Origin of the sequence: uncultured Clostridium sp. (genome assembly GCF_963515715.1) — a bacterium.
GTDB lineage: Bacteria > Bacillota > Clostridia > Clostridiales > Clostridiaceae > Clostridium_AW.
Genome location: NZ_CAUPZS010000009.1, coordinates 55404 through 79253 on the forward strand (window position 1 = coordinate 55404; position 23850 = coordinate 79253).

A 23850-nucleotide genomic window follows, 5' to 3' on the forward strand; every position below is an offset into this window, starting at 1 on the left:
GATAGTTATGATAAAAGGTAATATAGAGGGAGTAAAGGATATAATATTAGAGAAGTTAGAAAAACTATATGATTTAAAAATATCAAAAGATGAAGTGTTTAGTTATGAATTAATGACTGAAATTGCACAGGTAACTTGTGAGCTGCAAAGAGAAGTAAGTGTAGCCATTGATAGAAAGGGAAATATCACTAGCATAGCCTTAGGAGATAGTACTTCAGTAGAGATGCCTTTTATAGATATAAAAGAGAGAAGACTATCCGGTGTTAGAATAATTCACACTCATCCAAATGGTAACTCTAGGCTATCGGCACTAGATACCTCAGCCTTAGTTAAATTAAAATTAGATTGTATTGCTGCTATAGGAGTGGATGAATTAGGAGTTACGGACATAACCTTTGGGTTCTGTGATGTAGAAAATAATATTCTACTATATGAAATGTCAGATAAACTTTCAGTAGAAGAGGCTATACAATATGATTTACGAGATAAAATAAAATATATTGAAGAAATTTTGGAAGTAAATGATATAGAAGAGGATAATAGCGAGAGGGCTGTTTTAGTTGGAGTAGAAAGTGAAGAGAGTTTAGATGAACTTGAAGAATTAGCTAAAGCATGCAATGTAAGCGTAGTTGATAGAGTTTTACAAAAAAGAAATAAATTAGATTCAGCTTTTTATGTTGGAAAGGGAAAAGTAGAAGAAATTGCTATGCTGCGCCAAGCAAGAGGAGCAAATGTAGTAATATTTGATGATGAATTAAGTTCCTCTCAAGTTAGAAACTTAGAGGATTTTATTGGAGTAAAGGTTATAGATAGAACTACATTAATATTAGAGATATTTGCCAAAAGGGCCAAGAGTAGAGATGGGAAAATACAAGTTGAATTAGCTCAGTTAAAATACAGACTTCCAAGGCTTATGGGATTAGGTACTGTTTTATCAAGAATGGGTGGAGGAATAGGAACAAAAGGACCTGGAGAAAAGAAACTAGAAACAGATAGAAGACATATTAAAGAGAGAATATATGATTTAACTAAGGAACTAGAAAAAATAAAGAAAATCAGAGAGACCCAAAGGGATAGCAGAAATGAAATACCTAAAGTGTCTCTTGTAGGTTATACCAATGCCGGTAAGTCAACATTGAGAAACATTATATATAATACGTTTCCAGTAAAAGAGGGTGTGCAAAAAGAAAATGTCTTTGAAGCGAATATGCTTTTTGCTACTTTAGATACTACTACTAGAGCTATTCTTTTACCAGATAATAGAGTGGTGACCCTCACAGATACTGTTGGATTTATTAGAAAACTACCTCATGATCTAGTAGAAGCTTTTAAGTCTACATTAGAAGAGGTTATTTATTCTCAGCTACTTTTACATGTTATTGATATTTCTTCCGAGAGTTATGAAGAACAAATTGAAGCTGTCAATAATGTTTTAATGGAGTTTGAATCACTAGATAAACCTACAATACTAGTATTAAATAAGGTAGATAAAATTGAGGAAGAAAAATTAATAGAAATAAGAGAAAAATTTAAGGGAAAAGAATATATAGAAGTTTCAGCTAAAGAATGTATAAATATAAAAGAGCTAATTAATATGATAGAGGAAAAGCTTCCTAATAAACTTATTAAAGTAGAGTACTTAATACCTTATACTGATGGAGCCACTGTATCATATTTGCATAGCAACTCCGTTATTAAACAGGAAGAATATAGAGAAGAGGGTACTTATATTAATGCTGAAGTAAACGAAAAAATCTACAACAAATATAAAAATTACATTATATAAATATAGTTCTTTAAAGAATGAATTTTTAAAATTTATAAGGAAAAAATAGATTATAGAGTTTGATATATTAAATTAACATTAAAATTTTTAAAAATATTTCAAAAATTTCTAAAACATGATAAAATTACACTAAGGAGGTAGATATTATGGATAAATATATTTGTACTGTTTGTGGCTATGTATATGACCCAGCTACAGGTGATCCTGATAATGGAGTAGTAGCAGGTACATCCTTTGAAGCTATACCAGAAGATTGGGTATGTCCTCTATGTGGAGTTGGTAAAGAGGATTTTGAAAAAGTAAAATAATAAACTAAATAAATAGTGGATAGTATTACTATCCACTATTTATTTATATTCATACAAATAAATTTTGCAAGTTTAGTGCATAAATTATTTCAGTATTCCATTTTTAAAAGTCTTGATTATACTTTGGAATCTTTAGAAAGCTTAGTTTTTAGGATGGTAAATATAAAATATAAAATTATTTTATAAAAAAATGAAATTGAAAATTTTTTTACTTTCATATATAATGCTTATATAGTATTTGCATTTATATATAATAATACTTATAGATACAGAAATAAAGATTAAAGGGGCTGAAATCGTGGTAAAAAAATTTAAAAGAGTTCTTGTAGCTAATAGAGGAGAAATAGCTATAAGAGTTTTTAGAGCTTGTCAAGAACTAGGCATAAGAACTGTAGCTATTTATTCTAATGAAGATAAGTGCAGTCTTTTTAGAACGAAAGCGGATGAGTCTTATGAAATAGGCAAAAATAAGGGGCCAGTTGAGGCATATTTAAGTATAGATGAAATCATAGATTTGGCTATAAAAAAGGGCGTAGATGCTATACATCCAGGATATGGCTTTTTATCAGAAAATCCAGAGTTTGCAAGAAAATGTATGGAGGCTGGTATTGAGTTTATAGGTCCAACTTCAGAAATGATGGAATATTTAGGAGACAAGATAAATTCAAAAATTATAGCTAAAAAAGTAGGAGTTCCGACAATACCTGGAGTTGAAAAATCTATAAATACAGAGGAAGAAGCTATAGATATAGCAAAGCTTTGTGGTTATCCAGTTATGATAAAAGCTGCTGCCGGCGGTGGCGGAAGAGGCATGAGAATTGTTAGGGATGAAAAAGAATTATTAAATGCCTTTAGAAATGCAAAAGAAGAAGCGAAAAAGGCTTTTGGAATAGATAGTTTATTTATAGAAAAATATTTAGAAGGACCTAAGCATATAGAGGTTCAGATTTTAGGGGATAAATATGGCAATATAGTTCATTTGCATGAAAGAGATTGCTCCATTCAAAGAAGACATCAAAAGGTTATAGAATATGCACCAGCTTTTTCTATATCAGAAGAAAAAAGAAAAGCAATTTGTAAAGATGCTTTAAAAATAGCAAAATCTGTAGGATATATAAACGCAGGAACAGTAGAGTTCTTAGTTGATAAACATGGAAATCATTATTTTATAGAAGTAAATCCAAGAATACAGGTTGAGCATACTATAACAGAAATGATAACAGGAATTGACATTGTACAAAGTCAAATATTAATCGCCCAAGGGTATTCATTAGATTCCGATGAAATAGGAATAAAAACTCAAGAGCATATTCAAACTAGAGGGTATGCTATACAATGCAGAATAACTACTGAAGATCCAATGAATAATTTTGCTCCTGACACTGGAAGAATAGATGTTTATAGATCGGGGTCAGGATTTGGTATAAGATTAGATGGAGGAAGTGGATTTACAGGTGCTATTATAAGTCCTTATTATGACAGTCTTTTAGTTAAAACAACAGCTTGGTCAAGAAATTTTAAGGATACAGGAAGAAAGGCCATCCGTTCCATTAAAGAATTGACTGTATCAGGTGTAAAAACCAATGTGGATTTTATAATCAATGTATTAAACCATCCTACATTTATAAAAGGTGAATGTACTACAACTTTTATAAATGAGAATCCAGAGTTATTTGATATATCACCTAAAGCAGACAAAGAGCTTAGATTACTTAAGTTTATAGGAGAAAAAGTTGTTAATGAAACTCATGGCATTAAACCAAGTTTTGATGTGCCCGTAGTACCAAAAGCATCTATAGATTCAGATTTAAGAGGAAGTAAGCAAATATTAGAGGAAGAAGGGGCAGATGGATTAGTTAAGTGGATAAAGGATCAAAAGAAGCTACTTGTGACAGATACTACTATGAGAGATGCTCATCAATCCCTTATGGCCACAAGATTAAGAACTAAAGACATGGTTAAGATATCTAAGGCACAGTCTATATTGGCTAAGGATTTGTTTTCTATGGAAATGTGGGGAGGAGCCACATTTGATGTAGCATATAGATTTTTAAAAGAGGATCCTTGGGAAAGGTTAGAGAAAATTAGAGAAAAAGTTCCTAATATACTTCTTCAAATGCTAATAAGAGGGTCAAATGGGGTTGGTTATAAGAATTATCCCGACAATGTTATAAAAAGCTTTATAAAGGAATCAGCTAAAAATGGCATAGATGTATTTAGAGTATTTGATTCATTAAATTGGATAAAAGGAATGGAAATTCCAATAGAAGAGGTATTAAAGGCGGGTAAGATAGTAGAAGGCTGTGTTTGTTATACTGGTGACATTTTAGATGTTTCTAGAGATAAATACTCTCTCCAATATTATGTAAACAAGGCTAAAGAAATAGAAAAAACTGGAGCTCATATATTAGGAATTAAAGATATGTCAGCGTTATTAAAACCTTATGCTGCATCAAAGTTAATTAAAGCTTTAAAAGAGGAAATATCAATACCAATACACCTACACACTCATGATACTACAGGAAATGGAGTAGCTACTATATTAATGGCAGCAGATGCTGGAGTAGACATTGTTGACACCGCCTTTAGCACTATGTCAGGTCTAACTAGTCAACCTGCGCTAAACTCAATAGCAGCGGCTTTAGAAAACACTGAAAGAGATACAGGATTGCAATTAGAAAATTTACAAAGAATATCTGATTATTGGTCAGCTGTAAGGCCTGTTTATGCTCAATTTGAATCAGGATTAAAAGCTGGATCAGCTGAGATTTATAAATATGAAATACCTGGAGGACAGTATTCAAATTTAAAACCTCAAATAGAGAGCTTTGGTTTAGGACATAGATTTAATGAAGTGAAAGAAATGTACAGAAAAGTAAACCAAATGTTGGGGGACATTGTAAAAGTTACTCCTTCATCTAAAATGGTTGGGGACTTGGCAATATTCATGGTTAAAAATGATTTGACACCTGAAAATATCTATGAAAAAGGAGAGGGAATGTCTTTCCCTGACTCAGTTATAGCATATTTTAAAGGTATGATGGGTCAACCAGAAGGTGGTTTCCCAGAGAAGCTACAGAGTTTAGTTTTAAGAGGAGAGGAAGCCATAAATGTGCGACCAGGAGAATTATTACCAGATGAAGATTTTGATGGAATAAGAAATTATATTAAAGAAAAATATAATAAAGATGTTAATGATAAAGAGATATTAAGTTATGCTCTTTACCCAGAAGTATATGAAGAATATATAAAATATATATATAGATATGGAGATTTAAGTCACATGGGAAGTGATGTATTTTTCCATGGCCTCAGTGAAGGGGAAACTAGTGAAATAGAAATAGGGCAAGGTAAGAAATTAATTGTAAAGCTATTGCAAATTGGTAAACTAAATAATAACGGAAAAAGAACTTTAGTATTTGAGATTAATGGAAATAGAAGAGAAATAGACATAGAAGAAAAGTCTAGCAAGATGTCAAACTTCAATAAAAAAGATGATATTAAATTCGTTGATAAAAACGATAAACTTCAAATTGGAGCTAGCATACCGGGAACTATTGTAAAAATATTAGTAAAAGACGGAGACATGATAAAAGAAGGAGATAGTATAGCTATTGTGGAAGCGATGAAAATGGAAACCAATATAGTAGCTACTACAAAAGGTATGGTAGAAAAGATCTATGTAAAAGAAGGAGAAATTGTGAAGGCCTCACAACTCATAATAAAATTATCATCCAAATATTAAAATTCATATATGGTGTAAGTTTTATTTTAGAAAGAGACATGTAATCAATAATATATTATATGTCTCTTTAGTCTTTGAATATTAATTTTTAAACAGTACAAATTAATAATAATCACTTGATAAAGAGAAGGAGTAGATTATTATGAAAGTATGTCCTCTTTGTAATAAACTTGATACTATAAACTATTATTGTACTATATGCCAAGGTGTAATGGTAGATAAGGGAAGGGTGGGAGAATATATAGATCCATATGGGCCTCAGCTACCTATAATGGATAGAGAGGGTAGTTGCCTACATTTATATGAATGTTCTAATTGTAAAAAATTAGAGAGAAAAAGGATAAATAAGATAGATATGTAATATAATATGATATAATATTGCATCAAATGAAGGAAAAAAATCATTTTTCACAAAAAATATATTGTATATACCATGGATAATATTATATAATAGAATTTAATTTAGTTTGGTAAAAATATTATAGGGGGGAAAGGCTTATGGAAAAGACTATAATACAATATCAGAAGGCTTTTAATGGCCTTGTAGAAAAGTTAAAGGCCAATAATTCAGTTCTTGCTGTGATGGTTTTTGGTTCAGTTGTTACTGGTGATCTATGGGATGAGTCGGATATAGATCTTTTTGTAATTGTGAATGAAAAAATATCTAATATAAGAAACATATATACAGAGGAAAAAGGGGTTCCTGTGCATATAAAATTGATGAGTAAACATAAATTCATTCAAATGTACGATGAAGACTTAAAAGGGGGCTATATGCATAGAATATTTGCTTCATCGAGGCTTGTATTTTCTAAAGACTCTGAAATAACTCATACTTATGATAATGGTAGATACTATCCAGACTTAGATAGAGAAAGATGGAATATGGTCTATCTAGGCAATTTGTTAAAAAGTATTGGTGTGTGTAAAAAGTATCTTTGTAATAACGGTATATATACCGCCTACTCATCTTCGATAAAAACTGCTGAAGAGTATGCAAAGCTATATGTAAACTCAGTGGGATATATGATAAGTAAAGATGCTATGATTATGGCTGTTAACTTAAATGATAAATTTAAGGAAAAAGTAGACGAGTTGTTTTTTAATAAAGAAGAAGTGCAAAATGCAATAGAAGATTTAATAAAATACGTTGAGGAAAATATAGATTTAAATTTAAAAAATTTAGCTTCTATACTATTGGAGTATATGAGAGAAGAAGATTCACTTTTGAGCGGAGAAGATATAAAGAAATCTGTATTATTTAATAATTTTGATATACACATCGAAGAGATATTAGAAAAATTATGTGAAAAAGATGTATTAAAAAAGGATACAAGAGATTATAAAACCACAGATGGAAAAATTTTATTTAAGGAAAATGTTTATTTTGTATAGTCGCTAAGAGCTGCTTTTATTAAGTGGCTCTTTTCTTTTGGTAAAGAATATATGCGAATTATATACATATATAAATATATATAATTCGTTGTTATAGAGAATGATATAAAAATATTTTTTGAGATTATTCGTAAAAACCCTTTTATTAAAATTTGTTTTGTATTATAATGATGTTGAAAATACATTTTATTAATAATTAAAAATGTAAAAAAGCTGTAGGAGTGATTTTGAGTGAATAATAAAATTAGAACTCTCTTTGTTGAAAAAAAAGAAGGCTTTGCCTTAGAAGGGGAACATTTGCTACAGGATTTAAAAAATAACTTAAATATAAAGGGAATAAAGGACATTAGAGTGCTAAATCGTTACGATATTAGCGGTGTTAATGATGAAGAATATGAAGTAGGTAAAAAAATAGTTTTTTCAGAGAGAAATGTAGATAATGTTTATGATGAAAAGTTTTCTTTTAGGGAAGGTGACAGAGTATTTTCTGTAAGATATCTTCCAGGACAATTCGATCAAAGAGCGGACTCTGCACTTCAGTGCATGCAACTTTTAATTGGAAAAGAAATTCAGATTTTAAGTTCCAAGGTTATAGTATTAAGTGGAGATATAAATGAGGAAGAGTTTATAAAAATTAAGGATTACTACATAAATTCAGTTGATTCAGGTGAGGTTTCACTAAAAAAGCCAGAGGATTTAACTTTATGGACTGAACCTGCAAAAGATATTAAAATTTTAGAGGGATTTATAGATATAAAAGAAGAGGAATTAACATGTCTATTAGAGGCAGAGGGATTTGCTATGAGTATAGAGGATTTAAAATTTGTTCAAAGCTATTTTAAGAACGAAGAAAAAAGAAATCCAACTATTACTGAAATGAAAGTTATAGATACTTATTGGTCAGATCATTGTCGTCATACTACCTTTCAAACAATTTTTAATGATATTACCATAAAAGATGGATTCTATTCTAATGCAATAAAAGAAGTATACGAAGAATATTTACAATGTAGAAAAGATGTTTATGAAGATAAGCATAAACCTATGTGTTTAATGGATTTAGCAACTATAGGAATGAAAGAATTAAGAAAAACAGGAATGTTAGAAGATTTAGATGTATCAGATGAAATAAATGCTTGTAGCATTAATATAAAAGTGGATGTAGATGGCGTTTACGAAGATTGGCTATTGATGTTTAAAAATGAAACTCATAATCATCCAACAGAAATAGAACCTTTTGGAGGGGCAGCTACTTGTGTTGGGGGAGCTATTAGAGATCCACTCTCCGGAAGAGCTTATGTTTATCAAGCCATGAGAGTTACTGGTAGTGGAGATCCTAGAACTAAGGTGGAAAACACAATTGAAGGAAAACTTTCTCAAAGAAAAATCACTATAGGAGCTGCTAGTGGGTATTCTTCTTATGGGAATCAAATAGGATTACCAGCAGGTCAAGTGACAGAAATATATGATGAAGGATATATAGCAAAGAGAATGGAAATAGGAGCGGTAATTGCTGCTGCCCCAAAAGAAAACGTAGTTAGAAAGAAACCAGTAAAAGGGGATTTAATAATTTTATTAGGAGGAAGAACTGGACGAGACGGATGTGGTGGAGCTACAGGTTCTTCTAAAGAACATACAGAAGAATCCATAAAAAATTGTAGTTCTGAAGTTCAAAAAGGTAATGCTCCAATGGAGAGAAAAATTCAAAGATTATTTAGGAATCCAGAGGTTAGTAGAATTATAAAAAAATGCAATGACTTCGGAGCAGGTGGGGTTTCTGTAGCAATTGGAGAGCTTTGTGAAGGATTAAATATAAACCTTGATTTAGTACCTAAAAAATACCATGGGCTTGATGGTACAGAATTAGCTATTTCAGAATCACAAGAAAGAATGGCAGTAGTTGTAGCAAAAGAAAATGTGAAAAAGTTTTTAATACATTCTAAAGAAGAAAATTTAGAAGCTACTGTGGTAGCAGAAGTTACTGATGACAATAGATTAAAAATGAGCTGGCGTGGGAAATGTATAGTTGATTTAAGCAGAAAATTTATAGATACAAATGGAGTAACAGGAGTTATTGATGTAGAAGTTGATTCTCCGAATAGGGAGGAAAACTTCTTTACAAATATTAAAAAAGAGAGAATAAGTGGAGATATTAAAAAAGATTGGATAAATCTTTTAAGTGATTTAAACGTTTGTAGCCAAAGAGGTTTAGTGGAACGTTTTGACTCTACCATTGGAGGGGGAACAGTGTTAATGCCTTTTGGTGGGAAATATCAAAGAACCCCAGCGGAAGGTATGGTAGCAAAAATACCACTATTAGAAGGGGAGACTAATACTGGTTCAATAATGACTTTTGGTTTTAACCCAAGACTTTCAAAGTGGAGTCCATTCCATGGAGCTACTTATGCTGTAATTGAATCTTTAACTAAACTAGTGTGCTGTGGAGGAAATTATGAGTCTACAAGGTTAACCTTCCAAGAGTACTTTGAAAAATTAAATATGAATGCTGAAAAATGGGGCAAGCCTTTTACAGCATTATTAGGGGCATTAAAAGCTCAAAGGGAATTTAAAGTACCTGCCATAGGTGGTAAAGACAGTATGTCTGGAACATTTAAAGATTTAGAGGTTCCGCCTACATTAGTATCCTTTGGAGTAAGCACTTTAGATGTAAGAAAAGCTATATCACCAGAGTTTAAAGAAACAGGAAGTGTAGTAGTCCTCTTGCCACATATAAGAAGAGAGCATGATATGCCTGATTTTAAAGGATTGAAGAAGAATTATTCTAAGGTCACTCAATTGATAGATAAGGGACTTGTACTATCGGCATCAAGTGTGAAATATGGAGGATTGGCAGAAGTATTAAGTAAAATGGCTTTTGGTAATGAAATAGGTTTTAATTTCACCACTGAAATCAGTGGAGAGGAATTATTCGAACCTCAATATGGGTCTATAGTATTAGAGTTGAGAGAATCAGAAAATATAGATGAATTATTTGAAGGTATAGAGTTTAAAATATTAGGAAAAACCATAGATGAATTTAAAATTAAGTTAATAGAAAAGGAAATAGATTTAAAAGAAGTATTAAGAGCTTACGAAGGATCTCTTGAAGATATATTCCCTACAAAAGGAAAGGAACCTAAAAATTCCATAGAAGAAAAACTTTATAATGGTGGTTCAAAAATTTCACCTATGATTAAAATTCCAAAACCGAGGGTATTTATTCCAGTATTTCCGGGTACAAATTGTGAATATGATTCATCAAGAGCCTTTAGAAAAGCTGGCGCAGAAGTTTCTACTTTTGTATTTAGAAATGCAAACTCAATGGATATTGAGGAATCAATAAAGGAAATAGTAAAAAATATTGAGAAGTCAAATATTATTATGCTTCCAGGAGGATTCAGTGCTGGAGATGAACCAGATGGTTCTGGAAAGTTTATAGCTACGGTATTTAGAAACCCAAGGATTAAGGAAAGCGTATTAGAATTATTAAAAAATAGAGATGGATTAATGTTAGGGATATGCAATGGCTTTCAAGCTCTAATAAAATTAGGATTAGTACCTTATGGAGAAATTGTAGATATAGAAGAGAATTCGCCAACACTTACTTACAACGGTATTGGAAGGCATGTATCTCAAATGGTAACCACTAAGGTTGTTTCTAATCTTTCGCCATGGCTTTCCAAAGTAAAAGTTGGGGACATGCATACCATTCCAGTATCCCATGGAGAGGGCAGATTTGTAGCTAATATGGATGTGGTAAAAGAACTTTTAGAAAAGAGACAGATAGCAACACAATATGTAGATTTTCAAGGAGATCCTACTTATGATATAAGATTTAATCCAAATGGATCTTTGTGTGCGGTTGAAGGCTTGACTAGTCCAGATGGAAGGGTTTTTGGAAAGATGGGACACTCTGAAAGAAAGGGAGAAAATGTTGGTGCAAATATATTAGGAGAAAAGGATCAGCTTATTTTTGAAGCGGGAGTAGAATATTTTAAATAGGAGGAAAATTTATGAAGGTTGGAATTATTTTTGGGAGTAAGTCAGACATTAATAAAATGAAGGGAGCAGCAGATGCTCTAAAAGAATTTGATGTTCAGTACAAAGCTTATGTCTTATCCGCTCATAGAGTACCAGAAAAATTAAGCAAAACTATTATGGAAATGGAAAATGAAGGGGTAGAGGTGATTATAGCTGGCGCAGGGCTAGCTGCTCACCTTCCAGGAGTTATTGCTTCACAGACTATTTTGCCTGTTATAGGGGTACCAATAAAGGCAGCATTAGATGGAATGGACTCTCTTTTGTCCATTGTTCAAATGCCTAAATCCATACCAGTGGCTACAGTAGCTATAGATAATAGTTATAATGCTGGCATGTTAGCAGTTGAAATTTTATCAATTAAATATAGCGATTTGAAGGAAAAATTAAAAGCTTATAGAAAAAATATGAAGGAAAAATTTATAAAAGAAAATTGTGAAGGTATTGAATTATAAAAAAATTTAAAGCGAGAGAGGGAAGATTATATGTTCCTTGAAGATGATAAATTTAAAGATGAATGTGGAGTTTTTGGAATATACTCAAAGGACAATTTAGATGTGGCAACCATTACTTATTACGGCCTTTATGCTCTCCAACATAGGGGACAGGAAAGTGGTGGCATAGCAGTTTCTAATATGAAGGATATTAAAATGGAAAAGGGAATGGGATTAGTTAGTGAAATATTCGATGAAAATAAATTGGCAAAATTAAAGGGGAATATTGCTATTGGACATGTTAGATACTCTACTACAGGCTCAAGTAATATTAACAATGCTCAACCTTTGCTAAGTGGATTTAAACTAGGATCCCTTGCAATAGCTCACAATGGAAATTTAGTAAATGCTGATGTGATTAGGGATCTATTAGAGGATACCGGATGTGTTTTTCAAACCTCTATAGATTCAGAGGTTGTAATTAATTTAATAGCAAGAGCATATAAAAAGGGAATTGAAAAAGCATTATTAGAAGCTGTCCAAGCCATAAAAGGCTCTTATGCCATGGTGATTTTAACAGAGAATAAATTAATAGGAGTAAGGGACCCCTATGGAATTCGCCCATTGTGCATAGGAAGAATTGGGGACAGTTATATCTTATCATCTGAGAGTTGTGCATTAGATGCTGTTGGAGGGGAATTTATAAGAGACGTGGAGCCAGGGGAAATGATAGTGATCGATGAGGAAGGATTAAAATCAATTAAATATCAAGAAAAATCTGATTGCAAAACCTGTGCTTTTGAATATATATACTTTGCAAGACCGGATAGCAATATAGATGGTATTGGCGTCTATCAATCAAGGATTAATGCAGGACACCAACTGTATAAGGAATATCCGGCGGAAGCGGACATCGTTATAGGAGTACCAGATTCTGGTTTGGCTGCTGCTGTGGGATTTTCTGAGGCTTCAGGAATACCTTATGGTGTGGGATTTATAAAAAATAGATATGTGGGAAGAACTTTCATAGCCCCATCTCAGGAGATGAGGGAAAAGGCTGTTTTTGTGAAATTAAATGCCTTAAAAGTAAATATTCAAGGAAAAAGAGTAGTTTTAGTAGATGATTCCATCGTTAGAGGAACTACTAGTAGAAAATTAATTGAACTATTAAGAAAAGCAGGTGCTAAGGAAGTACATTTTAGAGTTGCTGCACCAGTGGTTAAATATCCTTGTTATTTTGGAATAGACACACCATATAGAGATGGGCTTATAGGAGCACGAATGAGCGTAGAACAAATGAAGGATGAACTTGGCTGCGACTCATTAGGATATTTAAGTATTGAAGGTCTATTAAATTCCTTAGGAAAAGAAAGAGGATTTTGTCTTGGATGCTTCGATGGTATATATCCAGTATCTGCACCTTTGGAAGTATCAAAAGAACGCCTTGAAGGAAGGTAGGTAATTAATTATGAATAGCATGTATAGCCAAAGTGGAGTAAATATTGAAGAGGGATATAAATCTGTATCCTTATATAAAAAATATACAGAGAGGACTTTAATACCAGGAGTATTAAATGGACTTGGTAGCTTTGCTGCTATGTTTGATTTAAATAAATTTAAGAAATACAATAATCCAGTATTAGTGTCTGGTACTGATGGAGTAGGGACGAAATTAGATGTAGCTTTTAGACTACAAAAATACGATACCATTGGAATTGATGCAGTGGCAATGTGTGTTAATGATATACTATGCCATGGTGCTGAGCCAATATTCTTTTTAGACTATTTAGCTTGTGGCAAGTTAAAGGCTGAAGTGGCAGCAGATTTTGTAAAGGGTGTATCCGATGGATGCTTTCAAGCTGGTTGCGCTTTGGTAGGAGGAGAAACTGCTGAAATGCCAGGTTTTTATAGAGATGGAGAATACGATATCGCAGGCTTTGCAGTAGGGGTAGTGGAAAAAGAAAATATAATAGATGGCAGCAGTATTAATGAGGGAGATGCACTTATAGGAATAGAATCCTCAGGGGTGCACTCCAATGGATTTTCTCTAGTGCGCAAACTGATTCCAGATTTAACTATTGATTTTAATGGTAGTAGTATAGGAGAAGTATTATTAACCCCCACTAAAATTTATGTTAAACCTATAATAAAATTAATTAATAATTTTAAAATAAAGGGCATGGCACATATTACTGGAGGGGGATTTTATGAAAATATCCCTAGAATGTTTAAAGGAGATTTAACAGCAGTAATTCATAAAGAAAATTTAGTTATCCACCCAATTTTTAAATACATCCAATCCTTAGGGGTTTCCGAGGTAGAAATGTTCAATACATTTAATATGGGGACAGGCTTTGTGTTATGTGTAGATAAAGAGAGCGTTAGTGATATAATAAATTTCTTGAAAAATGAGGGATTAAATGCTTGGGAAATAGGCCATGTTGAGGCTGGAGGAGAAGGAGTATGTATAAAATAGCAGTACTTGTATCAGGCAGTGGTAGCAATCTACAAGCGATAATAAACAATATAGAAAATGGAGATTTAAACTGTAAAATAGAATGTGTAATAAGCGACAAACCAGGGGCTCTTGCTATAGATAGAGCCAAGAAAAAGGGCATAGATGCCTATGTAATTGACAAAAGAGAGTATAAGGATGAATTAAGTGATAGAATATTAACCTTAATAGATGGAAAAGTAGATTTAATCGTGTTAGCAGGATTTTTATCAATATTAAAAGGGAAGATTATTAAAAAATTCAAGAACAGGGTAATCAATATACATCCATCCTTAATACCTTCATTTATGGGAAATGGCATGTATGGGTCAAAGGTGCATAAAGCTGCTATTGAATATGGAGTTAAAGTAACAGGATGTACAGTTCATATTGTAGATGAAGGGACAGATACAGGTCCTATTATAATTCAAAAGACAGTACCTGTAATGGAGAATGACGATGAGATGTCTTTGCAAAAAAGAGTTTTAGAAGAGGAACATAAAGCTTTATCAGAGGTTATAAGCTTATTTATAAATAATAAAATCAAAATTGAAGAGCGTAAGGTATTTATTATATAAATTGGAGGTAATTAAATGATTAAAAGAGCTTTAATAAGTGTATTTTATAAGGAAGGAATACTAGAATTAGCTAAATTCCTCCAAGAAAATGGAGTAGAGATAATATCAACAGGGGGAACCTTTAGGTATCTAAAGGAGAATGGAATAGAGGTAATAGATGTAACAGAAGTTACAAATTTTCCTGAAATGTTAGATGGAAGAGTAAAGACACTAAATCCATATATCCACGGAGGTATACTTGCAATAAGAAATAATGAAGAACATATGGAAACTATTAAGGCTCATAATATTTCTACAATCGATATGATAGTTGTGAATTTATATCCATTCTTTGAAAAAGTAAAGGAAGATTTAAGTTTTGATGAAAAAATAGAATTCATAGACATAGGTGGGCCAACAATGCTCAGGAGTGCTGCTAAAAATTTTAGAGATGTAATAGTATTATCAGATACAAAGGACTATGACAAGGTTATAAGGCAAATAGAAGAAACAGGAGATGTGGATTTTAATACTAGAAAATCTCTAGCTGGTAAGGTATTTAATTTAACCTCAGCTTATGATGCAGCCATCAGTAGTTTTATGTTAGAGGAAGAATATCCAGAATTTCTTAATTTATCATATAAGAAAGCTATGGATTTAAGATATGGTGAAAATAGCCATCAAAGAGCAGCCTACTATGTGTCCACTGTGGAAGATGGAGCGATGAAGGATTTTGAGCAGCTAAATGGAAAAGAATTATCTTATAATAATATAAAAGATATGGACATTGCATGGAAGGTAGTAAATGAATTTGAAGAAATAGCTTGTTGCGCTGTTAAGCATAATACACCTTGTGGAGTAGCTTTAGGGGATAGCGTTAAAGAAGCTTATATAAAAGCATATGAAGGTGATTCTATATCTATCTTTGGAGGGATAGTAGCCTTCAATAGAAAGGTAGATAAGGTTACAGCAGAAAAATTGGCAGATATGTTTCTTGAAATAGTCATAGCTCCTGATTTTCATGAGGATGCTCTAGAGGTTTTAAAGCATAAGAAAAATCTAAGGGTGATTAAATGTAAGTTTACACCTAAGGATAGAGTGGAAGTGGCTAAAGTAGATGGTGGTATATTAGTTCAAAGTGTTGATGATAAACTCACAGAAGAAATTAATGTAGTAACGGAAACTAAGCCAACAGAAGAACAATTAAAAGATATGGTTTTTGGCATGAAGGTTGTAAAGTATGTAAAATCTAATGCTATTGCAATTGTGGAAAATGGCAAAACCCTTGGAATCGGTGGAGGACAAGTAAATAGAATTTGGGCAGCAAAGGAAGCTTTGAAACGCTCAGGAGGTGGAGCAGTACTTGCTTCAGATGCATTTTTACCATTTAGTGACGTTGTTGAAGAAGCGGCAAAATATGGAGTTAAAGCTATAATTCAACCAGGGGGAGCTATTAGGGATAAAGAATCTATAGAAGCATGTGACAAAAGTGGTATTGCTATGGTGTTCACAGGTATTAGACATTTTAAACATTAGTCCTATGAATTTATGATAATAGGGAGTGGATAACAAAATGAAGATATTAGTAATTGGTTCTGGAGGAAGGGAACATGCTATAGCTTGGAAGGTTTCACAAAATCCTTCTGTAGAAAAAATATATTGTGCTCCTGGAAATGGCGGAACGGCTTTAGAAAGTAAATGTGAAAACATACCCTTGAGCAAAATAGATGAACTAGTAAACTTTGGATTAAAAGAAAATATAGACTTGACTATAGTTGGGCCAGAGGTATTTTTGTGTGAAGGAATAGTAGATGAGTTTAAGAATAATGGACTTAAAATATTTGGTCCTTCTAAGGAGGCAGCTAAATTAGAGGGAAGCAAATCCTTTGCAAAGGATTTTATGAAAAAGTATGGTGTAAAAACTCCAGGCTATGCAGTATTTAATGAAGCAAAAGGTGCTATAACTTATTTAAATAACTGTGATTATCCTGTGGTGATTAAAGCAGATGGATTAGCTTCTGGAAAAGGAGTTGTAATTGCTAATAATAAAAAAGAAGCAGAAGATACAATAAATGCTTTTATATTAGATGATATATTTAAAGGCTCAGGGAAAACTGTAGTAATAGAAGAATTTCTTCAAGGGGTTGAGGCATCCATATTATCAATAACCGATGGAGAAAGTATTGTACCTTTTATATCTGCAAAGGATCATAAAAAGATTTTTGATGGAGAAAAAGGACCTAATACAGGTGGTATGGGAGTTATAGCTCCAAATCCTTATTGTACTGAGGAAGTCTTAGAAAAGTTTAGAAAAGAAATAATGGAACCTACCCTAAAGGGAATAAAGGGAGAGAATTTCGATTTTTCTGGTATTATATTTTTTGGTTTAATGATAAACGAAAAAGGAGTATATTTACTAGAATACAATATGAGAATGGGAGATCCAGAAACTCAAGCAGTTCTACCTCTCATGAAAAGTGATTTAATAGATTTAATAGAAGAGGCTCTTGATAAGAAATTAGATGGCTTTAACATAGAGTGGGAAGATTTAAGTTCTTGTTGTGTTACTCTAGTATCAGAGGGGTACCCTGGTGAATATGAAACTGGTTTCCCAATTAACATAGAAGAATGTAAAAATAATGAGATTAAAAATTTTATTGCAGGAGCTACATTAAAAGATGGAAAACTAGTTACCTCTGGAGGAAGGGTTGTAAATGTAACCTCTTTAGGAAAGAGCCTCCAAGAGGCTAGGGAAAAAGTATATTCAAATATACAGAAAGTTAATTTCAAAGGAGCTTACTGTAGAAAAGATATAGGAGAGATCTAAATGCTCCAATGCGCGCTAATGGATGAGTTAGCGCGCATTTTCATTTTTTAGGAAGGTAAAAAAGATTATAATATAAAATATAGTGTATAATTAATATAAGATTTAACTTGGATAGGGGTTAGTGTTATGGAAAAGTATTCAATAGATTTAGAGGGGATTGAAATTGCTAAGTACAAAAAAATTGCACAACATATAAAAAAACTAATAGATGATAATAAAATAAAAGATGGAGAAAAACTACCAGCAATAAGAAGCCTTGCAAGCCTTCTAAAGGTTAATAATGTAACTATAGTTAGTGCTTATAATAAGCTAGAAAATGAAGGATATGCTGTACAAAAGATAGGGAGCGGGACCTATGCGAAAAGAAAAGAAACATCTGTAAACTTTAAAAAAAGATACAGCAAAGTTGTGAGAAAAATAAGTGGTGAAAAATCTAAAAGTTATATAGATTTTTCAGGAGAGGCAGCAAGCAGTGATATGTTTTCAGTATCCTCATTTAAAGATGTAATTAATAAGGTATTAGAAAGGGATGGGACAGATGCCTTAGTTTATCAAGAGGCACTTGGATATGAAGGATTAAGAGAGAGTATAGACAAGTATTTCTGGAATAACACTGTAGGCAAGGATAATATTTTAATTGTTTCAGGAGCTCAACAGGGTATAGATATAGTATCAAAGGCATTGTTAAATGTAAATGATAATGTAGTAGTGGAAAAGCCTACTTATGGTGGTGCTTTGACAGTATTTAAATGGAGAAGAACTAATGTTATTGAAATAGATTTGAGAGAAGATGGCATGGACTTAGACCAATTAGAAAAAATATTAAAAAAGAACAAGGTAAAATGCGTATACTTAATGAGCTATTTTCAAAATCCAACGGGTATTAGTTATAGCATCCAAAAAAAGAGAAGGCTTTTAAATATGGCTGAAATATATGACTTTTATATTATAGAAGATGATTATTTATCAGAGTTAATATATAATGATGATGAATATATAAGTTTTAAAAGTATAGATACTAATGATAGAGTGATATATATAAAAAGTTTTTCAAAAATATTTCTTCCTGGAATAAGACTAGGATATCTTATAAGCCCTAATGTATTTAAAGAAAGTATACAGAATTCAAAAGTAAACACAGATATTGCCACATCTAGTTTAATGCAAAGAGTTTTAGATATGTACATAAAAGAAGGCATGTGGAAGGGACATATAAAAAAGTTAAATGAAGTATATGAAAAAAGATATTTCTACATGAAAAATGTGTTAAATTCTCTTCATGAGCATATAAGCTTTATTTTACCAGGAGGAGGATTGCATTTTTATATAAAGATAAAGGATGAATTTATTAACAGTATGGATTTATTTTATAAGTGTCAAGAACAGGGAGTATTAATAACACCAGGTATAATATTTTACAAAAACCCTGAAGAAGGAAAAGGATATTTTAGAGTTAGCTTTTCGCAAACAGACCTTCCTGCTATAGAAAATGGCTTACAAATCATCAAAAATATATTTGAAGAATATTAATATAGGAGAGGTTATTTTGAATAAGGGATTAATAAATATACAATGGGAAAAGGTAGAAGAATATTCTGAAGAGGAGATTACTTATTTTTTATTTGTGGAGGGTAAGACTTTAGATGCCATATGTAAAATTAGGAATATAAATAAAGAAACTGCTAAAAAGCATATTGTAGAAGGTAAAATAAAATATGGTATATTGGCTAAAAGTGAAAATGAAGAAGAACTATTAAAAAATATATCAAGGGCAGGAAAAGGGGATAAGCTAGAAATAATTAACTCCCTAGAGGAAGAAATGAAAAGTAAGCTAATAAGCTATATAAAAAACAACTATGTAGAAATGTATCCAAAGGAGAAAGAAACAGCTATTTGGATAATTGGTGAGTTAAAGGAAACTAGCTGTGATGATATATTGTTAAAAAGCTCAGTTCATAAATTTGTTAATGTAAGAAGAATGGCCATATCAGCCATGGGTAAAATTGGAGATAAAAGGCTAGAGTTACCTCTAATGAGAGCCTTAGATGATGACAATCCTCAAGTAGTTTTATATGCTATAAATGGATTGATTAAAATAAAGAGTGAGAAAGCATATGATAAAATTAATAATATATTAGTAAATACATCAAAGGAATACATAAAAAGAGCTGCCTTGAGATATATGGAGGAACTAAATTCTAATGGACAGGGGGTATAAAATGGGATACTTAACTATAAAAGACCAAGTAAGCTCTGAATTTGAAGAAAAAAAGTCAGTATTCATTGGTCACGCAAAAAGAGTTTATAAGGAAGAAGAAGCTAAAGCCTTTGTTGATAAAATAAAAAGTGAGCACAATCAGGCTACCCATAATGTTTACGCTTATATAATAGGAGAAAATATGGGTATTCAAAGATATAGTGATGATGGAGAACCACAGGGTACAGCAGGAATTCCAGTTTTAGATGTAATAAAGAAAAATGGAATAACTAATACAGCCATAGTAGTAACAAGATATTTTGGAGGAATACTTTTAGGAAAAGGTGGTTTGGTTAGGGCTTATAGTAAAGGTGCAGCTCAAGCAATTAAAGAGGCTGGTGTAGTAGAAAGAGTGGAAGGAGCCGCTTTACATATTTATATAGATTACGATTTATTAGGAAAAGTTCAATATTTATGTGGCCAAAATAATTGGCATATGGAGGATACTATATACACCGATAGAGTTGAAATAATTATTTTATGCGTAGAAGATTTAATGGAAAGAATAAAGAAAGAGATAATCCAAGTCACTTCAGGAAAATGTGATTTCGCAAAAGATAAAGAAGGATATTACTTTAAGATAGAAAATAGATTATATGAGGAAGAAAAAATTTGAGTTTATATAAGGCTATATGATATAATATTTTCGGAAATTAGGAAAATTGCGAGGCAGTTTTTAACTCTTCATTCTATAAAATTTCCATGCAATTTTTATTTTTATAAAGATTTTAAGGTATTTAAGGAGGAGATATAAATGTCAGGACACTCTAAGTGGCATAATATACAAGCTAAAAAAGGTAAGGCAGATGCTAAAAGAGGGAAAATATTTACTAAAATAGGTAAGGAATTAGCTATCGCAGCCCAAAGTGGTGGTTCTAATCCCGAAACTAATAGTAAATTAAGAGATGTTATTGCAAAAGCAAAGGCTAATAATATGCCTCAAGATACTGTGATGAGAGCAATTAAAAAAGGAGCGGGAGAACTAGAAAATGTAAACTATGAAGAAATAGTTTATGAAGGATATGGTCCTTTTGGGGTTGCAGTAATAGTTTCTGCTCTAACAGATAATAAAAATAGAACAGCGGGTAATGTTAGACCAGCATTCACTAAATTTGGGGGAAACTTAGGTGCTAATGGATGCGTAGGTTGGATGTTCCAACAAAAAGGACAGATAGTTATTGAAAGAAAAGAAGAAATGGATGAAGAAGAAATAATGATGGCAGCAATAGAAGCTGGAGCTGAAGATTTCCAACCATCTGAAGAAGTATTTGAAATAATTACTTCTGTTGAAGATTTCGGAACTGTAAGGGAAGCTTTAGAAAAAATGGGCTTTGAGTTCATATCTGCAGAGCTTACAATGATTCCAGATACAACAGTTTCATTATCTATAGAAGAATCAGAAACTATACAAAAGCTTGTAGATAAACTTGAAGATGACGATGATGTTCAAGATGTTTACCACAATGCTGATTTCCCTGATGAATTTGAAGGATAAGAATGAGATACATAGCACTTCTAAATGTATGGATAAATATACATTTAGAGGTGTTTTTATTTTGAAACTAAATATATTATTAATTTTTATAATATATTAATGTTTTGTATAAAATTATTAACTTATGTCAATAATCCTTCTTAGGAGGGATATTATGGATATTAGAAAAAGTAAAAAATTATATGTAATGTTGATTGTTATGGTGTCGATAATTGTATTCTCATTAAGTTACTATATTGCCATCCAAATGTTTAGAGAGAAAAATAAAGATGTAGATGACAATAGAATACAGGTAAATAATCAAATTCAAGAGGGTTATACTCAAAATAAAGATAATGAAAGTATATCTTCTAATAGCTCAGTTGTATTTAAAATTAGATATAAAAAGAGTGGAGACACATTAATATCTAGAGTAGATAAAGTAAGTAACCTAGATGTAAAAACTAAAGGTGAATTAGAAGAAAAGTTTAAGGATGAATATAAGTTAACTGATATTGCAGAGAATAAAATTGTCATGGTAAAAGAAGTAGATAAGTATTCTCCAAATAAATATGTGCTTGGAATAAAAGGTGACTACCTAGCAATATTTAGGACAGACAGTAATGGAGAAATGTACATAGAAAATGAAGAAAAAGATATAACAGATAAAAAAATAGATAACTTAAAAGAGCAAGATATAGTGTTGTTGACAAAAGGGAGCGAATATTTTCAATGTAACACTAGAGAAGAAGCACTATCACGCCTCGAGGATTATGAATAATAGTCCTCGAGTTTTTTTTGTTAGCCCCCTCTTATTCTTGAAATAAACTTATTTAAATGATAAAGTAGAAATTGATAATTTAAATCTTAAGGGGCTGAAATTAGTGTACGAATATATTAAAGGCATTTTTAGAGGTATGAATAAAGATTATATAATTGTAGAAAATGGTGGCATAGGCTATAAAATATTTACATCAGGCAATACTTTATCAAAAACTCCTAAGACAGATGAAGAGATAATATTATATTTGCAGCAAATTGTTAGAGAAGACTTTATAGGGCTCTATGGTTTTCATTCTAAAGAAGAAAGGGATATGTTTAACTTACTATTGACTATAAATGGAGTTGGGGTAAAAGCATCCCTATCATTGCTGTCCATAACTAGTACATATAAATTGAAATATGCTATTTTTATTGGTGATGAAAAGACCTTGACTAAAGCTCCAGGCATAGGTAAAAAGACTGCTCAAAGAATTATTTTAGAGTTAAAAGATAAATTGAAAGTGGAACACTTTACATCAAAAGAAGAAAATGATTTTGAAGAAGATACTACTGAAATAGATGTATTTACTGAAGCCTTAGCTGCTTTGATGGCTTTAGGTTATTCAGAAAAGGAAGGAAATAAAGCACTAGATTCTGTGAGTAAAAATGCTCCATTAGAAGATGTAATTAAAGAATGTTTAAGATTTTTAATGAGTTGAGAGGAGCGATAAAATGGATAATAGATTTGTTACCCCTTTAAATATAAAGGAGGACAATGAAATAGAATTTAGCTTAAGACCTAAAAAGTTAAGAGAATATATTGGACAAAGAAAAGTAAAAGAAAAGTTGGATATATTTATAAAGGCGGCGCAAGGAAGGGAAGAGGCATTAGACCATGTTCTATTACATGGTCCACCGGGACTCGGAAAAACCACATTGGCTAATATAATAGCTGAAGAGATGGGTGGTAATTTAAAAATAACATCAGGACCAGCCATTGAGAGGGCAGGGGATTTAGCAGCTATACTTACTAGCTTGAACGACTATGATGTGTTGTTTATTGATGAAATACATAGATTAAACAGATCAGTAGAAGAAATTCTTTATCCAGCCATGGAAGATTATGCTTTGGATATTGTAATAGGTAAAGGAGCTTCTGCTAAATCCATAAGGTTAGATCTACCGCAATTTACTTTAATAGGTGCTACAACCAGGGTAGGTATGCTTACCTCCCCGCTTAGAGATAGATTTGGTGTATTGTGCCCTATGGAATTCTATGAAGAAGAGGAGCTAAAAGAAATAATTATTAGATCTGCTGGAATTCTAAATGTTAAAATTGAAGAGGACTCTGCTTTTGAACTTGCAAGAAGCTCAAGAGGAACCCCAAGAATAGCAAATAGAATATTAAAAAGAGTAAGAGATTATTGTCAAGTTAAGGGAAATGGAGTAATTGACTATACTTCAGCTAAGGAGGCTTTAGAATTATTTGAAATTGATAAAGAAGGATTTGATAGTATAGATAATAAAATTCTAAACGCAATTATAGATAATTTTGAAGGGGGACCTGTTGGAGTAGAAACCCTTGCTTATTTTATAGGAGAAGAGTTGGATACAATACAGGATGTATACGAACCTTATTTACTTCAAAAAGGATTTGTTATTAGAACTCCTCGAGGAAGGATAGCTACAGATAAAGCATATGAACATTTTAATAAAAAAAGAAGAACAAAGAATGAAATTGAACAATGCTCGATAGATATAAAGGAGTGGTAA

General features: G+C 31.8%; 19 protein-coding genes. All 19 read left to right on the forward strand.

Features of this window, described 5'->3' with window-relative positions; translation table 11 throughout:
- Positions 1-7: 7 nt before the first annotated feature.
- Complete coding sequence (hflX, locus tag RYO54_RS08585) at positions 8-1786, forward strand: GTPase HflX (RefSeq protein ID WP_315117553.1); 1779 nt, start codon at positions 8-10, stop codon at positions 1784-1786.
- A gap of 146 nt (positions 1787-1932) precedes the next feature.
- Positions 1933-2094 carry a rubredoxin gene (gene rd / locus RYO54_RS08590; protein WP_315117556.1) on the forward strand — a complete coding sequence of 54 codons (162 nt, stop codon included), beginning with the start codon at positions 1933-1935 and terminating at the stop codon, positions 2092-2094.
- A 298-nt stretch (positions 2095-2392) separates the two neighbouring features.
- A complete protein-coding gene (locus tag RYO54_RS08595; RefSeq protein ID WP_315117559.1) occupies positions 2393-5839 on the forward strand; it encodes a pyruvate carboxylase in 3447 nt (1148 codons plus the stop codon).
- Between the two features lie 142 nt (positions 5840-5981).
- Positions 5982-6200: a hypothetical protein gene (locus tag RYO54_RS08600; RefSeq protein WP_315117563.1), complete on the forward strand. Its 219-nt coding sequence runs from the start codon at positions 5982-5984 to the stop codon at positions 6198-6200.
- A gap of 137 nt (positions 6201-6337) precedes the next feature.
- Positions 6338-7234 carry a nucleotidyltransferase domain-containing protein gene (locus RYO54_RS08605; RefSeq protein ID WP_315117565.1) on the forward strand — a complete coding sequence of 299 codons (897 nt, stop codon included), beginning with the start codon at positions 6338-6340 and terminating at the stop codon, positions 7232-7234.
- Between the two features lie 231 nt (positions 7235-7465).
- Positions 7466-11236 carry a phosphoribosylformylglycinamidine synthase gene (locus RYO54_RS08610; RefSeq protein WP_315117567.1) on the forward strand — a complete coding sequence of 1257 codons (3771 nt, stop codon included), beginning with the start codon at positions 7466-7468 and terminating at the stop codon, positions 11234-11236.
- An 11-nt stretch (positions 11237-11247) separates the two neighbouring features.
- A complete protein-coding gene (purE, locus tag RYO54_RS08615; protein WP_315117569.1) occupies positions 11248-11727 on the forward strand; it encodes a 5-(carboxyamino)imidazole ribonucleotide mutase in 480 nt (159 codons plus the stop codon).
- Between the two features lie 30 nt (positions 11728-11757).
- Positions 11758-13164, forward strand: coding sequence for an amidophosphoribosyltransferase (gene purF / locus RYO54_RS08620; protein WP_315117573.1), 1407 nt, complete (start codon positions 11758-11760; stop codon positions 13162-13164).
- Between the two features lie 19 nt (positions 13165-13183).
- Positions 13184-14182, forward strand: a complete 999-nt coding sequence (purM, locus tag RYO54_RS08625) for a phosphoribosylformylglycinamidine cyclo-ligase (protein WP_315117685.1) — start codon at positions 13184-13186, stop codon at positions 14180-14182.
- Positions 14170-14778, forward strand: a complete 609-nt coding sequence (gene purN / locus RYO54_RS08630; protein ID WP_315117576.1) for a phosphoribosylglycinamide formyltransferase — start codon at positions 14170-14172, stop codon at positions 14776-14778. Before purM ends, purN begins: the two co-directional genes overlap by 13 nt.
- Positions 14779-14793: 15 nt before the next feature.
- The gene (gene purH / locus RYO54_RS08635; protein WP_315117578.1) at positions 14794-16293 is read left to right on the forward strand and encodes a bifunctional phosphoribosylaminoimidazolecarboxamide formyltransferase/IMP cyclohydrolase; all 1500 of its coding nucleotides are present in this window, start codon (positions 14794-14796) and stop codon (positions 16291-16293) included.
- 37 nt (positions 16294-16330) lie between these two features.
- A complete protein-coding gene (purD, locus tag RYO54_RS08640; protein ID WP_315117580.1) occupies positions 16331-17584 on the forward strand; it encodes a phosphoribosylamine--glycine ligase in 1254 nt (417 codons plus the stop codon).
- 126 nt (positions 17585-17710) lie between these two features.
- A complete protein-coding gene (locus tag RYO54_RS08645; protein WP_315117582.1) occupies positions 17711-19114 on the forward strand; it encodes a PLP-dependent aminotransferase family protein in 1404 nt (467 codons plus the stop codon).
- A gap of 16 nt (positions 19115-19130) precedes the next feature.
- On the forward strand, positions 19131-19802 hold the full coding sequence (locus tag RYO54_RS08650) for a HEAT repeat domain-containing protein (RefSeq protein ID WP_315117585.1): 672 nt from the start codon (positions 19131-19133) through the stop codon (positions 19800-19802).
- Between the two features lies 1 nt (position 19803).
- Positions 19804-20457, forward strand: a complete 654-nt coding sequence (locus RYO54_RS08655) for a YigZ family protein (RefSeq protein WP_315117588.1) — start codon at positions 19804-19806, stop codon at positions 20455-20457.
- A gap of 138 nt (positions 20458-20595) precedes the next feature.
- Positions 20596-21336, forward strand: a complete 741-nt coding sequence (locus RYO54_RS08660) for a YebC/PmpR family DNA-binding transcriptional regulator (RefSeq protein ID WP_315117591.1) — start codon at positions 20596-20598, stop codon at positions 21334-21336.
- 154 nt (positions 21337-21490) lie between these two features.
- Positions 21491-22096 (forward strand): hypothetical protein, encoded by a 606-nt coding sequence (locus RYO54_RS08665; RefSeq protein WP_315117592.1) that lies wholly within the window; start codon positions 21491-21493, stop codon positions 22094-22096.
- A gap of 103 nt (positions 22097-22199) precedes the next feature.
- Positions 22200-22796: a Holliday junction branch migration protein RuvA gene (gene ruvA / locus RYO54_RS08670; RefSeq protein ID WP_315117595.1), complete on the forward strand. Its 597-nt coding sequence runs from the start codon at positions 22200-22202 to the stop codon at positions 22794-22796.
- A 13-nt stretch (positions 22797-22809) separates the two neighbouring features.
- Positions 22810-23850, forward strand: a complete 1041-nt coding sequence (gene ruvB, locus RYO54_RS08675) for a Holliday junction branch migration DNA helicase RuvB (RefSeq protein ID WP_315117598.1) — start codon at positions 22810-22812, stop codon at positions 23848-23850.